General features: G+C 56.3%; 11 protein-coding genes and 2 pseudogenes. 8 read left to right on the top strand and 5 right to left on the bottom strand.

Annotated elements, in window-relative coordinates; genetic code table 11:
* The first annotated feature begins 33 nt into the window (after positions 1-33).
* From HDE76_RS15905 to HDE76_RS15895, 3 genes are all read left to right on the top strand, one after another.
* The gene (locus HDE76_RS15905) at positions 34-1,593 is read left to right on the top strand and encodes an MFS transporter (RefSeq protein ID WP_221262452.1); all 1,560 of its coding nucleotides are present in this window, start codon (positions 34-36) and stop codon (positions 1,591-1,593) included.
* 141 nt (positions 1,594-1,734) lie between these two features.
* Complete coding sequence (locus HDE76_RS15900) at positions 1,735-2,658, top strand: EamA family transporter (protein WP_184509019.1); 924 nt, start codon at positions 1,735-1,737, stop codon at positions 2,656-2,658.
* 194 nt (positions 2,659-2,852) lie between these two features.
* Positions 2,853-3,248 (top strand): hypothetical protein, encoded by a 396-nt coding sequence (locus HDE76_RS15895; protein ID WP_184509017.1) that lies wholly within the window; start codon positions 2,853-2,855, stop codon positions 3,246-3,248.
* 263 nt (positions 3,249-3,511) lie between these two features.
* Here HDE76_RS15895 and HDE76_RS15890 read toward each other — a convergent pair whose 3' ends face one another.
* A complete protein-coding gene (locus HDE76_RS15890; protein ID WP_184509014.1) occupies positions 3,512-4,036 on the bottom strand; it encodes a Tautomerase enzyme in 525 nt (174 codons plus the stop codon).
* 62 nt (positions 4,037-4,098) lie between these two features.
* On the opposite strand from HDE76_RS15890, the gene HDE76_RS15885 reads away from it, so the two are divergent.
* Positions 4,099-5,133 carry a helix-turn-helix domain-containing protein gene (locus HDE76_RS15885; protein ID WP_221262451.1) on the top strand — a complete coding sequence of 345 codons (1,035 nt, stop codon included), beginning with the start codon at positions 4,099-4,101 and terminating at the stop codon, positions 5,131-5,133.
* Between the two features lie 871 nt (positions 5,134-6,004).
* Here the strand turns inward: HDE76_RS15885 and maiA are convergent.
* The 3 genes and pseudogenes from maiA to aceE all read right to left on the bottom strand — a co-directional run bounded on the left by maiA (position 6,005) and on the right by aceE (position 10,787).
* Positions 6,005-6,649 (bottom strand): maleylacetoacetate isomerase, encoded by a 645-nt coding sequence (gene maiA / locus HDE76_RS15875; protein ID WP_184509012.1) that lies wholly within the window; start codon positions 6,647-6,649, stop codon positions 6,005-6,007.
* 64 nt (positions 6,650-6,713) lie between these two features.
* Positions 6,714-8,060: pseudogene (aceF, locus tag HDE76_RS15870) on the bottom strand (dihydrolipoyllysine-residue acetyltransferase); the annotation flags it as partial.
* A gap of 54 nt (positions 8,061-8,114) precedes the next feature.
* Positions 8,115-10,787, bottom strand: coding sequence for a pyruvate dehydrogenase (acetyl-transferring), homodimeric type (aceE, locus tag HDE76_RS15865; RefSeq protein WP_184509008.1), 2,673 nt, complete (start codon positions 10,785-10,787; stop codon positions 8,115-8,117).
* Positions 10,788-10,949: 162 nt separating this feature from the next.
* On the opposite strand from aceE, the gene HDE76_RS15860 reads away from it, so the two are divergent.
* The 3 genes from HDE76_RS15860 to HDE76_RS15855 all read left to right on the top strand — a co-directional run bounded on the left by HDE76_RS15860 (position 10,950) and on the right by HDE76_RS15855 (position 12,660).
* The gene (locus HDE76_RS15860; RefSeq protein ID WP_179478548.1) at positions 10,950-11,402 is read left to right on the top strand and encodes a MarR family transcriptional regulator; all 453 of its coding nucleotides are present in this window, start codon (positions 10,950-10,952) and stop codon (positions 11,400-11,402) included.
* 128 nt (positions 11,403-11,530) lie between these two features.
* Positions 11,531-11,695, top strand: coding sequence for a transposase (locus HDE76_RS20820; RefSeq protein ID WP_255481638.1), 165 nt, complete (start codon positions 11,531-11,533; stop codon positions 11,693-11,695).
* A 152-nt stretch (positions 11,696-11,847) separates the two neighbouring features.
* On the top strand, positions 11,848-12,660 hold the full coding sequence (locus HDE76_RS15855) for an IS3 family transposase (protein WP_255481637.1): 813 nt from the start codon (positions 11,848-11,850) through the stop codon (positions 12,658-12,660).
* A gap of 63 nt (positions 12,661-12,723) precedes the next feature.
* Here the strand turns inward: HDE76_RS15855 and HDE76_RS15850 are convergent, their stop codons facing one another.
* A complete protein-coding gene (locus HDE76_RS15850; protein WP_184509005.1) occupies positions 12,724-13,434 on the bottom strand; it encodes a 4'-phosphopantetheinyl transferase superfamily protein in 711 nt (236 codons plus the stop codon).
* Positions 13,435-13,707: 273 nt separating this feature from the next.
* Between HDE76_RS15850 and HDE76_RS15845 the strand changes: the two are divergent.
* Positions 13,708-13,909: pseudogene (locus HDE76_RS15845) on the top strand (transposase); the annotation flags it as partial.
* Positions 13,910-14,059 lie beyond the last annotated feature (150 nt).

Raw genomic sequence — 14,059 nt, 5'->3', positions numbered from 1 at the left:
GACTCAAATATCAATTCATATCTGTAAATTATGATGAACCAGCATCAGTATCCGGTCAACACCACCCAGGCGATAACGCTCGACTCTCTTTTAAAGGTGTCAGCGCTGGAGCGTCTGTCGGCCAATTCCGGAGTACGTATGCGACCGTTTCCAACCAGACAAATCAGTGACCAGGCAGCTTCAAAAGGAGAACTAAACGCTCAAAGATGGCTGGCTTTAGCCGTCCTTTTGACAGGGGCATTCCTACCGATCCTCGACTTCACCATCGTCAATCTTGCATTGCCGTCGATCCGCAGCGACCTGCGCGCGTCGTCGGGCGAAGTCCAGTTTGTTATATCCGCTTATGCGGCGACTTATGCCGTCATGCTGATTACCGGCGGGCGCTTTGGCGACTTGTTCGGACGCAAAAGGATGTTCGTAGCCGGGGTGGCCGGATTTACCGTGGCGTCCCTGCTGTGCGGCCTGGCGGCGTCTCCACTAATGCTAGTGGTAGGGCGCATCCTGCAAGCGTTAATGGCGGCCATGATGGCGCCGCAGGTGCTTGCATCAATTCGCGTGCTTTTCTCTGACGGTGAGCAGGAGCGCGCAATAGGGATGTATGCCGCCACGTTTGGATTGGCCAATATTTGCGGCCAAGTCTTAGGAGGCATTCTGGTGTCCGCGCATCCCTTTGGATTGGCGTGGCAGGCGATCTTTTTGGTGAACGTACCGATCGGCCTAATCGCCTTTTTTGGAGGCATTTTTTTTCTTCAAGAAAACTTGCCTGAGCACGCAAAAAAGCTGGATATCAGGGGCGTGGTTTTATTGTCCGTAGCGCTCGGGTGCCTCGTCTATCCGTTGATCGAGGGACGAGAGGTCGATTGGCCAGGATGGATGGGGGGAGTGGTGCTTCTGTCAGCTCTGGCGTTCATTACTTTTATCCGATACGAAGCTCGGTTATCTGCTCAAGATCTCGATCCGCTTGTCGAACTATCGCTATTCCGGAATCCGCGATTTGCAATCGGCATCGTCATGGGACTGCTTTTTTATATGCTGTCAGCGTTCTACCTGACCTTCTCGGTGTATCTACAAGGCGGACTGCAAAAATCACCTCTGCAGGCTGGTCTTGCAACACTGCCGTTCGCCGTCGGTTTCTTTCTAAGCTCCACGATATCGTCCCATGTCATGCGGCGCTTTGGTAATTACGCGCTGACGCTTGGATTCGCCCTCCAGATTGTGGGCTTTGGGATCGTCATGGTTTGCGTCAACTATCAGTTAGTGACCGGGCTGGAGGAAGGGTTGGCGTGCGCGGGACTAGGGTACGGCGTGGTAATGCCGAGCGTCATCAAGGCAATCATTGGCGATGTCATTCCGCGCCACGCGGGCCTCGCTTCGGGGATCGTGATGACGACGCTTCAGATTGGCGCGGCGCTCGGGGTTGCCATCGTCGGTGGGGTGTTCTACAGCGCTTTGGGCGCGCGGAAAGACTTGGCGGGCTATGCGCATGCATTCAGTGCCGCAATCGCGTGCAACGTTGCATTGCTCATCGCAGCCGCAGTGCTCTCTCTTTTCCTTCCCAGTGAAAAACGAGTAACCGTTCAGGGCGATACCTGAGGATCCAATCGAATGTCGCTTTAGATATCGAGTATCAAAGCACGACGGTAATTAGGGCGCCGCTCGCCTCTTGCTGATGTATCCACGTCGAACTTGACTTAACAAGATGCGGCTCTCCGACTAAGACCCCAGGAAATATCCATGCAAGAAAACCCTATACCTCCAGTCGATATAACCACCGAGCCCACAACGCGAAGCGGTGTAGTCAACTTAGTACAAACGTCCGTGCGTAGATTCCCCGTCGTTCTAACGTTGCTGTCGATGTCCAGCGTGCAGTTCGGAGCAGCGTTATCGGCTCCTGTGATGAGCGCGTACGGCTCAGTCATGACAACGTGGCTAAGGCTTTGCTGGGCCGCGCTGGCCCTAGTACTCATCGTACGGCCGCCGCTGCGCAGCTATACGGGTTCACACTGGCGCGCGGCGGGCGCATTGGGCGCCGCAATGGCATGCATGACCCTTTGCTTCTTCGCTGCCATCCAACGAATTCCGCTTGGGCTGGCGGTTGCGATCGATTTCCTGGGTCCTCTTTGTGTTGCGACCTTCAGTGTTCGCCAAGCGCGGGCTTTGCTCTGGCCGTTGTTGGCACTTTCGGGGGTTTTGTTGCTTGCGCACGACAAGTCTGGATGGAGCGGCGAGCCTGTCGGCGTGCTCCTAGCGTGCGGTGCAGCGCTTGGCTGGGGAAGCTACATCGTGCTGATGAAAAAAGTAGGAGCTGCGTTTCAAGGAATGGAGGGTTTATCCACTTCACTGCTTGTCGCAGCTGTCCTAGTGGCGCCATTTGGCTTAAGCCAAGGCATAGGGCGTCTAACGCCTGCCGGTGTCGCGGCTACGGCGGGGCTCGCCATGCTGGTGCCGCTGTTGCCTTATTGGCTCGAGATGATCGCCTTGCGCAGAATGACTGCTTCATCGTTCGGCGTATTAATGAGTCTCGAGCCGGCTATTGGCGCACTGGCGGGTTTCGTTGTGCTGCATCAGCCCATGACTGGACTACAGATGACCGGCACGCTGCTCGTTGTCTGCGCTAGTGCCGGTGCCGTCGTAGTAGTGAAGGTGCCTAGTCACTGACGAATGGCGGTTGCGAACGGTTTACGACTGCCATCTGACGCTCGAATTAGAACTGGCATTCGTCAAGCCCTCTGGGCAAAAGGCATGTTCCAGTGCAGGAACGAATGGAATTCAGTACACGAATGCTCCTTGATCGTGAGGGTGCGAGTCGCACCTGCATTTAACGCTGTTGATTGACCAATATCGGAGTATGGATGAGACGAAAAGGCGAACTTGAAACACGTTTAAGCGCGTGGGCGTGTGAATATTTGGCGGCGATTAAATCGGAGCAAACGAATGCACCGTCCGTTTGTAGCATAGCCGCAGAGGTCGAGCAGGCTGTGCGCACGCTGGAAATCCAGCCTCACGGTCGATTTTCGGCTTTAGCGCTCAGGTACGAATACTCGCCCGGCAACGAGCCCGTAGATCTCAAGATGAGGAGGTTGCGGAGACTAGGGTTAGAAATCAACAGCGCCGCCAAGTATTCACAGCTGTTGCGTGAAGCACGACAGCACGTTGCAGCGTGGCTCCACATTCCGTTCGCAGGTGAACTAGACCAGCGGTTTATGACGACCTTGGGCTCGCCTGATGGCAGGCTACAAGAAGCATGATACTTGACGCCCGCAAGTCGCTAGTGAGCTGAGGAGTACAAGCGTACGCCAAGGGCAACTCAGCCCTCGGCGCACCTATTGTGTTCAATAGTGGTGGTGTCCTTTCCCTGCGACTGATGGAAGAGGCCTAAGGCCCGCTTTGGCTGGCCAGTGTCTTCGACGCACCTCAAACCGGCTTGCTTTTGCTGCTATTGGCCAGGCTTCGTCATCGCCTGGTGTGCAGTAAAGCAAGCGGCTCTTTATTGTCGGCTTGTGATTCGCCACTACGATTCACGCCGGACGGCATCGGCCGCCGCTTCGAGGATTTCCAGCGCTTTAGCGCGGCGTCGACGGGCTAGCAACGCTGGACCGATCGCCTCGTCGCCCTTGCGCGCAAGGAGCGCTTGAATCTCCGCGATACGGCTTATTGCGCCGTTCACGCCCCATGTTCCATCAGGCACTTCAACTGGGAATACCCAGAGTCTTGATCCGACATCCTCAAAGCTTGCGTCCTCGGCTCGAGCAAAGGCTTCGGTAACTTCCTTGACCAGAGTGAGAATGGCCTCTTGGGTGTACTTGCCCTCTGGAACACTTGTTGTAAGTCGATACCACGGCTTTGGGGCGGGAGCCCCTCCAACGAAAGTAGCCGAGGGCCGTTGAACGAAGGCAACGGAGACGCTCTGCACCAATTCGTTGGCGGGGTCAAAGCCTTCCGCACTGATGAGAATGTTGGTGATTTCCTTTATCAGTTTCGCTTCGGCTTCAGAGGTGAGGGCGCCCTCAGGGATGGTTAGGTCAATCATTGGCATGGCGATGTCCTTCCGGGAAAAGTTGATGCAAGGAATATCGCCCTTGCGTCAAAATTAAGGCAGTGGCAGTATCGCCATTATTAAAGGAAATTCAGACATTCAGCGTGATCATACGAATATGGGTCTATGAGGGCATTCTTGCCTCGGGTGTAGCCGGGCCGATTGATGTCTTCACCGCTGCCAATAGCTTGATTGCTCGGGAAGCGGCCTCAGGAAAGGTGCCTCTGCAAAAGTTGAGGTGGTCGATCGAATCCCTCGATGGCAATTCAATCCGATCTGCTTCAGGACAGAGCATAGAAGTTGACCGCAAGATCAACCCTCGCCTGCAAGCAGACGCCGTGCTGGTGACGGCGCCCTTCGTCATGGACATGGATGCTTTCATAGCACGGCGCGATCAAATGGCGGCGCTCTCCAAGGCGCTTCAACGCCAGCATGAAGCGGGCGCCATTCTGGCGTCCTACTGCACCGGCAATTATCTGCTTGCCGAGGCCGGCCTCCTTAATGAGCGCCGCGCGACGACCCACTGGGCAAAAGCGAATGACTTCGCGCGGCTCTATCCCAGGGTCGAACTTCGCGCCAGCGAAATCCTGACTGAGCAAGATCGCATCTTGTCCGGCGCGGGAGTCACATCCTATCTGAACCTCGCCATCCGGCTGGTCGCCAAGCTTGTAAGTGCTGACCTTGCGGCCACCACCGCGAAGACGCTGCTGATTGAAACCAATCGTATCTCGCAGGCATCTTACGCAACGTTGCTTGAAGAGCACGGCCACCATGACAGGCTGGTGGCGAAGGCTCAGCAAAAAATGGAGGCGACACTTGATCAAGGATTCCACTTGCCCGATCTGGCAGCACATCTCTCAGTCAGTGAGCGCACGCTCAACCGTCGGTTCAAACAGGCCATGGGAATCGGGCCGCTTCAATACCTCCAAATATTACGTATCGAGGTTGCGAAACGACTTCTGGAAACCGGAAGTTTCAGTGTCGACGGCGTTTGCCAAAAGGTTGGCTATGCTGACATCAGCACCTTCCGCCAATTGTTCAAGCGTAAGACAGGGCTCTCGCCGCGCGATTATCAAGGTAGGTTCAGAACTAGCTAATTAGCAATGCCATTCGTTTTAACTTGTGCTGCTTTGTGATCAGACATAAAAAACGCCTTTCGGAATTCGAGCGTTCAAAGGAAGACGGAGTCAACTATTAGGCCGAGGCACCACGTTTGCACTGAGGCGATCCGGCGCCCCTGCAGCACTCGGTAACGTCTCTGCGCAACCACAAACTATGGCTCCGCTGCAGGCCGAGACCCAGAGCGTGGCCGCTATATGGCTAACTTGTATTACCGACGAGTAAGGAAGTTGTCTGATGCAAGCCCACCTGATGGGCTCCCATCAATCGCATCCTCACCGGCGCGGATGATGAAACGTTTTGTAGCCGTGTGAGTGAGGCGGTTGCGCTTGGCTACAAGTTGTAAGATTCGCCTGCAGCGACATTTAACGGTCGTAGCGTCGTCGTTGCTCAAGCAGGCATCTGACCTTCGGTCGAATCGTTTGCGCCTCAAGCTAAGCCTCTCATTATTGCATCATGCGCTCGACCAACAACTAGAACGTCCTAGGCAACAACGGGATTCGGAGTAAGCAATAGTCCTTCCAAATCTCGCGAGCTGTTAGGAGGCGAAGCGGGTTTTTAAAAGAAAAGCTGGTTATTGGGCAGGCCTAACAACTCGTTAGAGGCGGAGCCTCGATCTAGAGTGGAATAGGCAAAGTTTCGTGTGTCGAGATGGATCGATCACAAGATCAAACCAGTGCTACTAAAAGACCTGATTTGAGTGAAATAACAAGGAGACGAATGAAAGCCGGCGCTTGCCCTCAAGGCGCTTCTCTAGACCATGGCGCGGACTCACTGGCCTAGTTCTTGGAGGTAAGTGTGTACTGAAGTTGCTCGATGCAGACGCGATGTGACCCACCTAAGCCCGCGTCAGGTTCTGTAGCCCGCCTGCTTAAATGGATGTGCATCGGCGAATGCACGGAGTTCAAAGCAGCGTTTGGTTAACGACGAGACCATCGGAAAGGGCGTAATGTCGAGTTGATAGAGTTCGGCGGTGATCACCTGGCCCACGATGCAGATGTCAGCGATGGTTGGCGCGCCCCCAAGCGCGAATGGCGCAACCGGGCGTCGGCTGAGTAGTCGTTCGTAGGTTGCCAATCCTTCCGCCGCCCAATGACGGCACCAAGACTCGATAGCTGCTGCGTCGGCACCGAATGCCACGCCTAGTTGCTTGCGGATGCGCGGCACGACCAGTGGGTGCGCATCGGCCACCGACACGAGCGCAAGCGCTCGTGCATAAGCACGCTCTTTTGTATCGACTGGAAGCAGTCGCGGCTCCGGCTGGATATCATCGAGATACTCCATGATCGCCATCGACTGGAAAATGCGATGTCCCTCATGCACTAAGGTAGGCACGACGTGTTCCGCGTTCAACTCGGCATACTCGGCGTCGAATTGTCGGCCGGACAAGATATCCACTTCGATTTCCTCAAAGGGAAGTTTCTTAAGCGCGAGCGCGACGCGGACGCGGAATGCGGCATTCGAACGCCAGAATCCATACAGCTGCATTGTCATTGGTTTAGTTCTTTTGTGGTTTTAGGGAGCTACTTTTCTATGGGCATGACGCCACCATGTGTCCTCACAGCAGCGCGCGGCGAAAGTCGCCGAGTAACTTTGCAAGTTCAGTGGTGAAGCGCGCAGCAGCTGCACCATCAATGACTCGATGGTCATAGGACAGTGAGAGAGGAATCAGAAGGCGCGGCTGAAAAGCGGCGCCATCCCATACAGGCTGGATAGACGATTTGGAAACGCCCAGGATCGCAACCTCTGGGGCGTTCACGATAGGCGTGAATGCGTTACCGCCGATACCGCCCAGCGAGCTGATCGAGAAACATCCGCCCTGCATGTCGGCAGGGTCGAGTTTCCCATCACGCGCGTTGGTGGCGAGCGACGCTATTTGACACGCGATTTCGCGGATACCTTTTTTATCAGCATCACGTATCACCGGTATGACCACTCCCCGTGGCGTGTCGACTGCAAATCCGATGTGGCAGTAACTCTTTAGGATTAATACTTCGCCGCTCTCGTCGAGCGACGCATTGAAGCGCGGAAAGCGCTTGAGAAGGACGACCGATGCCTTGATTAGGAACGCCAGCATGGTGACTTTAGCGCCATCCTTGTCCGTCTCCCGATTGAGTTGTGCGCGGAATGCTTCGAGCTCTGTGATTTCGGCTTGGTCGTACTGGGTGACATGCGGGACGACCATCCAGTTTCGGGAAACATTAGCTCCAGATACTCTCTGGACATGGCTGAGCGGTTGCGTTTCGACAGCGCCAAACTTGGCAAAGTCGATGCTTGGCCAGGGCAGAAGATTTGGCCCTCCGCGTGCATCTGAGCCTGTAGTCTCAACGCGTCTGTCATCGACGGGCAACGTAGTTCGGGCATGGGTTTCCAGGTCGCCGCGCACTATGCGACCCTTGCGCCCGCTGCCTTTGACTTGAGACAACGCCACGCCAAGTACGCGGGCCAATTGGCGCACGGCGGGACTGGCATATGGCGCGTCGCCGGGCGAGTCGAAAGTGGGCTCCGGTCTCGAACCGGCCTCATTATTGTCGATGCATGGCTCTTCGGCCGGTTCTGCGATGGCAACCGCAACATGCTTGATCAAGGGTGTGTCGTCTGCTTCCCGGGATTGCATCGAATCAGTGAGCGGTGTCGCAATGTCCGCAGTGGCGTCTTTCACTTCGATCAGTGCGATCAAGTTGCCTTCGGAAAGGGTGTCGCCTAGGCGCGCCTTCAGCTCCCTGACGATACCTGCAGCGGACGAGGGCACTTCTATGGTGGCCTTGTCCGACTCGAGCGTGATTACGCCCTGATCGATCGCGACGCGATCGCCAACTTTGACGAGCCATTCGATGACGGGGACATCGTGTGCGCCGCCAAGGTCCGGCACGCGCAACTCTTTCAAGTTATCCATACATTTCTCAGTTGTCGCGCTGCATGCATCGGCGCGTGTGTCGGGTCATCACCGCGACCCGCATCATGCTGCTGCTGGATCGATCTTTTCGGGGTCGATGCCGAACGCTTGGATGGCATTTGCGACAAGGGAGCGAGGCAGCTGTCCGTCATCCGCGAGAGCCTTTAGCGCTGCCAAGGCCACGAAGTGCCGATCAACTTCGAAGAAGGTTCGCAGAGACGACCGTGTATCAGAGCGGCCGAAGCCATCCGTGCCCAGCGCAACGAAACGGCGGCCATGGATGAAAGGGCGGATCTGGTCACTCACGATCTTCATGTAGTCGGTAGCTACAATCACTGGCCCCGGGTGGCTAGCAAGGCATGTCTGCACGTAGGGAACGCGTGGCTCGGCTTCCGGGTGGAGCATGTTCCAGCGCTCTGCGGCCAAGCCATCGCGACGAATCTCAGTGAGACTGGTCGCACTCCAGATATCGCTCAGAACCCCGTAGTTATTCGCAAGGAGATCGGCTGCCGCCAACACCTCGTTGAGGATGGCGCCGCTACCCATTAACTGCACTCGCGGTGTTTTCTTCGATGCGTTGCTACCTTCGCGCAGCAGATAGAGTCCCTTGAGAATGCCGTTTTCCACACCATCCGGCATAGCCGGGTGGGGGTAGTTCTCGTTGAGGATCGTGATGTAGTAGTAGATGTCTTCCTGCTGCACGAACATGCGGCGCATGCCATCCTGCACGATGACGGCAAGCTCGTAAGCAAATGTAGGGTCGTACGAGATACAGCTGGGAATGACTGACGACAGCACGTGGCTATGGCCGTCATCATGCTGCAAGCCCTCGCCCATTAGGGTCGTTCGCCCAGACGTCGCGCCTAGCAGGAAGCCGCGCGTCCTAGCATCGGCGGCCGCCCATGCCAGATCGCCTACGCGCTGCAATCCGAACATCGAATAGAAGATGTAGAACGGAATCGTGGTTAGAGCATGATTGCTGTAAGACGTTCCTGCCGCGATCCATGACGAAATGGCGCCCGATTCGTTGATGCCTTCTTGAAGAATCTGCCCATCCTTGGCTTCCTTGTAATAGCTCAGCTGTCCCGCATCCTGCGGGGTGTAAAGCTGTCCCAGATAAGAGTAGATACCAATCTGGCGGAATAACCCCTCCATGCCGAAAGTGCGCGATTCATCCGGAACGATAGGGATAATAAGCTTGCCAAGATTAGGGTCTTTCAGCAGCGTACTGAGGATGCGCACAAACGCCATGGTGGTGGACTGCCCGCGCTCGCCGCTTCCCTTCAAGAGGCTGTCGAAAGTCGATAGCGCCGGAATAGGCAGTGGAGGTGTCTCATGCAAGCGTGCAGGTAACTGGCCGCCTAGGGCGCTTCGCCGTTTCGCGAAATAGCGTGCCTCTTCGCTGTCCGCTGCAGGCCTTAGATAAGGCATCTCTTCCAGTTGTGCATCGGTGATGGGAAGGGCGAAGCGGTCACGGAAGGCTCGCACCGCGTCCGTGCTCATCTTCTTCAACTGGTGATTGATGTTCTGACCTTCGCCTGCCTCACCCATGCCGAAGCCCTTGACGGTCTTGGCCAGGATCACGGTGGGACGCCCGCTGATACTCACTGCCTGTGAATAAGCGGCATAAACCTTCACAGGGTCGTGGCCGCCGCGCGTGAGCTTCCAGATGTCGTCGTCGGACATGTCAGCGACCAGTTGAAGCAATTCAGGGTACTTGCCGAAAAAATGCTCGCGGACATAGGCGCCATTCTGGGACTTGAACGTCTGATACTCGCCGTCAACGCATTCCATCATGCGTTGTCGAAGAAGGCCGCTCGTATCCTTCGCTAAGAGGGCATCCCATCCGCCGCCCCAGATGACCTTGATGACGTTCCAGCCGGCCGCATGGAAGGTTCCTTCCAACTCTTGGATTACCTTGCTATTGCCGCGCACCGGGCCGTCAAGGCGCTGCAGATTGCAATTGACGACAAAGATTAGATTGTCGAGTCGTTCACGGCCGGCGACGGAAATTGCTGCGAGCGATTCAGGTTGATCCATTTCGCCATCACCGACGAAGGCCCAGACCTTGCGGCCTTGGTGCTTCTTAAGGCCGCGATACTCCAAGTAGCGCATATAACGAGCCTGGTAGGCTGCGGTCAGCGGCCCCAGACCCATGGACACGGTGGGAAATTGCCAGAAGTCGGGCATCAGGCGTGGATGCGGATAGGAGGACAATCCTGCGGCCGTCGTTTCGCGTCGGAAGTTGTCCATCACTGCGTCGTTAAAGCGGCCTTCGACAAACGCCCGGCCATAGATGCCCGGTGCGGAGTGGCCCTGGACATACACCATGTCGCCGTCAAATGTATCGGTGCGACCGCGGAAAAAATGATCGAATCCCACGTCATAAAGCACGGCGGCAGATTGATAGGTCGCGATATGGCCGCCGACGTTGGAATGCTTGCCGGCCCGCAGCACCACTACCATCGCATTCCAGCGAATGTAAGCATTGAGTCGGCGCTCGACAGCGAGGTCACCTGGATAATCGGGTTGCCGTTCCCGTGCAATCGTATTCACGTACGCCGTCGTTGCCCTGCCATGAAGATCACCATGGCGGCTGACGTCGTAGTCGCTTAACTGGTCCATTAAGTAATGCGCGCGAGCCCGCCCATCCGTTTTTGTCACAGCCTCGAGTGCCTCGACCCATTCGCGAGTTTCCTCCGGATCAATGTCGGGCTGCACGAAAGGTTGATTCATGGATATCTCCGAATAACAGGATGGGCCTGACCGCGCGAGGCGGCGGTAGGGCAGCAAGGGTCCAAAGGAATGCGGCATACGATTGCAAGTGCAATCGATAACGCACGATCATGCCGCGATATAATTGCGATTGCAACTCATCAGGTACGGGAGGCACTGCATATGGCTAGCAAGGAGCCGGATCTCTGGTTTTCTTTTGTGCGCTCGCATCGCGCGTTGATTCGGGAAATTGAGCGTCGACTGGCCGAGGCGAGCTTGCCCGCCTACGCGTGGTATGACGCACTGTGGGGAGTGGAAAGCGGCAAGGGCGGCACACGTCGCATGCACGAGCTTGCCGACGCGCTAGTTATTGAGCGTTACAACCTCACTCGCCTGGTTGATCGCCTGGAACATGAGGGGCTTGTAACGCGCGCAAGGTCGCCCGAGGATGGGCGTGCGGCCTATGTCACGATCACGGACGCTGGGCGATCCCTACGCAAGCGCATGTGGAAGATCTATGAGTCAACTGTGGCTGATCTTTTCCTCATCCAGTTCGACGAGACGTCACAGCGTAAGGTTTCGGAGGCTCTTGATCGAGCCACGCTAGCTGCACTGCAGTCCCAGAGCACGCGATAGAAGCGGTGCGTCAAAAAGCTCGCCCTTCAAAGCCCAATGAGATGTGAGGAAATATCGGGTTCACCCCCGATTTCACTGACACTTACGAGAAGGCCGATGAAGGCCGATGAAGGCCGATAGGAGTGTTCATGTCGAAGCGAAGAAAGTTCAGTGTGGAGTTCAAGCGTGGTGCGCTTGAACAAGCGAGCCAACCGGGCGTCGGTTGTGCCCAGGGGGGGGCTCGTGAGCTGGGGATCCGGGACAACCTGTTGACGCGCTGGAAGCGTTGCCGGCACGGGCACGCCACGGGATGAGGAGCTGGCGCGTTTAAAGCGCGAGCTGACGCGAGTGAAGAAGGAACGAGATTTTTTGCGCGAAGCGGCGACGTTCTTTGCCAAGGGATCATCCTGAGATATCGGGTGATCGAACGTTACCGCGATGAGTTCCCGATCCGGCTGATGTGCCGTTGCCTGCGGGTATCGGCCAGCGGTATTACGAATGGAGCCGGCGCCTGCCTCGCGCCGGCCAGCTCGACAATGCACGTTTGCTGGGGCGTATGTGTGAGCTGCACGAAGACGGCCGAGGCGCGTTGGGTGCCGGCCGAATGCAGGAAGACCTGGCCGATGAAGGTCGGCGGGTCGGCCTGAACCGCGTGGCTCGGTTGATGGCCGTGATGGCTTGCAGTGTTGGCCGCGCCCGAAGCGTCGGGGGAATGCGAGCACGGCCGGCACTCACACCGCCAGGCTTGCGCAACCGGCTAGAACGGGACTTCACCGCATTGGAGCCGGAAACCAAATGGGTCACGGACATCAACGAGATTAAAACCGGGGAAGGCAAGCTTTATCTATGCGTCGTCTTGGACTTGTTCGACCATCGGGTGGTGGGTTGGTCGATGCACCATCGGCAAGATCGGCAGATGGTGATCCGGGTCGTACAGACGGCTGTATGGCAGCTACAGCAAAACGAACCGGTGATCCTGCATTCGGATAGAGGTAGTCAGTTCAGAAGCGGTGATTATCGGAAGTATTTGCTGGCCAACGCGCTGGTGTGCTCGATGAGCGCGGTTGGCCACTGCGGCGATAACGCTGCTTGCGAGGGCTTCTTCGGCCTGCTCCAGCGCGAACGGATTTATCGCATGACCTATCCAACACTCGATACCCCAAGAGCGGATGTGTTCGAATACATCGAGCGCTTCCATAACCCAAGAATGCGGGGAAGGACCGCCAGGCAGGATTTGAAGTTTTCCACCCTTTTACAACCGTCCGTGATTTCGGGGTAGAACCCTAATCATGGCAACTATCTTCGTCTAAAGACTGATCCAGGGGGAATAAGATCATGGCAATCACCACGCGCAACTAGTCAGGATCGTGTATTGGTCCATTTGCACGTAACCCACGGCGAATTTCATGCCGCTTGGTATATTCTCGGCAAGTGGCTGCGTCACTTCTACTTTAAGTTCGCTGCCCCCGATTCCGCAGTCAACGATCCTTACTGCGCTGAAATCGAAAAATCGACCGACTGTAGCAGCTGTGGCCTTATAGAAACTCTCTTTAGCGGAAAAGGCTAATGTGAGCGCGAATGCCCAGCCTAATCTTCTAGCGATTGTTGTCAGCGGTGCTAGCTCAGTTGCGTCAATCGCCGTTGCGAGGAGAGCTTCGAGCGCTGCAGGCGTAACAATGTGCTCAATGTCGATGCCTACCCCTTGCACTCTACAGGTGCGCATCGCCACGGCAACTGCGATACTCGAGGTATGGGAAATGCTCCCGGTATAGCCAAGCGGCCATGCTGGAGCGCGTCTTGGGCCGATGGGGAGATCAAGCGCACTTGACCCCTGCTCACGGAGTGCGGCTATTGCAGCGCGACGGCCAGCCAAGTACTCCGCCTGACGTTTGGGTAAACTTCGTAGAACTGAAAGTGGGCAGGCAATTCCATATTCGTCAAAGTTGGCTTCCGTATGCGTTGCGTCAAATGGCAGCACAAAAGCTGGTGGAATACTTACCGGGAAATTTTCGAAGGCAACGCGGCGCATACCCGAAACAGCATCAATAGTCATTGGATTTTTGCTTCGCGATAGATCGGCGCGGCGTCACAAAAGGTTTGGGTAGTATAGCAGCGCGAAAGCGCTCCCCTTAGCTGAGCTACAACAGGGCCCAGTTGATTACGTTGTTTGAGCTGCCAACGTACAATTTACTCTGTTTGTTATAACTGAAGACTAAAGTCCTTCTTTGAACTTTCCTGATTAGCCCCGGCCCTCAGCCGTCCGTCGCGTGAATTGCGACAGCAGCAGCGGACGATACCGCTATCTTCGAGATGGAGGTTGAGCGCCATCGCCATGAATCTTGTGCAGTTCCAACCGGGCCTGTCGATGGTGGAGTTCACGCAATACGGCAACGAAACGAAGTGCTATCGCGCACTGTATCGGGCGCGCTGGCCGCGGCTTCCGCTGCCTGGTCTGCAACGAGCGCCGGCGTTGTCGGTTTCACCGCGGCCTGCAGGTCTACTACCAGCACCGCGTTTACCGGCACAGACCACCCTGCTCAGCGGCGCGATCTTCCAGGCGACCAAGCTGCCGCTGCATACCTGCGACGTCCCCCCGCTTTGAGTAGCGGGCCGGTTTAGAGTCCGGTGTCACTTTAACTGTTTCGCATAGGCGGCAGGTGTCAGCCCGCCCAACGCCT

The organism is Rhodanobacter sp. ANJX3, assembly GCF_014200755.1.
GTDB lineage: Bacteria > Pseudomonadota > Gammaproteobacteria > Xanthomonadales > Rhodanobacteraceae > Rhodanobacter.
Note: the sequence above shows the minus strand (reverse complement) of the source record. Positions and strands in the feature narration are given on the sequence as shown.

Coding starts and splice junctions, on each gene's coding strand:
- HDE76_RS15900 (WP_184509019.1), top strand. CDS start 1,735: ATGCAAGAAAACCCTATACCTCCAGTCGATATAACCACCGAGCCCACA.
- aceE (WP_184509008.1), bottom strand. CDS start 10,787: ATGAATCAACCTTTCGTGCAGCCCGACATTGATCCGGAGGAAACTCGC.
- maiA (WP_184509012.1), bottom strand. CDS start 6,649: ATGACAATGCAGCTGTATGGATTCTGGCGTTCGAATGCCGCATTCCGC.
- HDE76_RS15905 (WP_221262452.1), top strand. CDS start 34: ATGAACCAGCATCAGTATCCGGTCAACACCACCCAGGCGATAACGCTC.
- HDE76_RS15890 (WP_184509014.1), bottom strand. CDS start 4,036: ATGCCAATGATTGACCTAACCATCCCTGAGGGCGCCCTCACCTCTGAA.
- HDE76_RS15850 (WP_184509005.1), bottom strand. CDS start 13,434: ATGACTATTGATGCTGTTTCGGGTATGCGCCGCGTTGCCTTCGAAAAT.
- HDE76_RS20820 (WP_255481638.1), top strand. CDS start 11,531: ATGTCGAAGCGAAGAAAGTTCAGTGTGGAGTTCAAGCGTGGTGCGCTT.
- HDE76_RS15895 (WP_184509017.1), top strand. CDS start 2,853: ATGAGACGAAAAGGCGAACTTGAAACACGTTTAAGCGCGTGGGCGTGT.
- HDE76_RS15860 (WP_179478548.1), top strand. CDS start 10,950: ATGGCTAGCAAGGAGCCGGATCTCTGGTTTTCTTTTGTGCGCTCGCAT.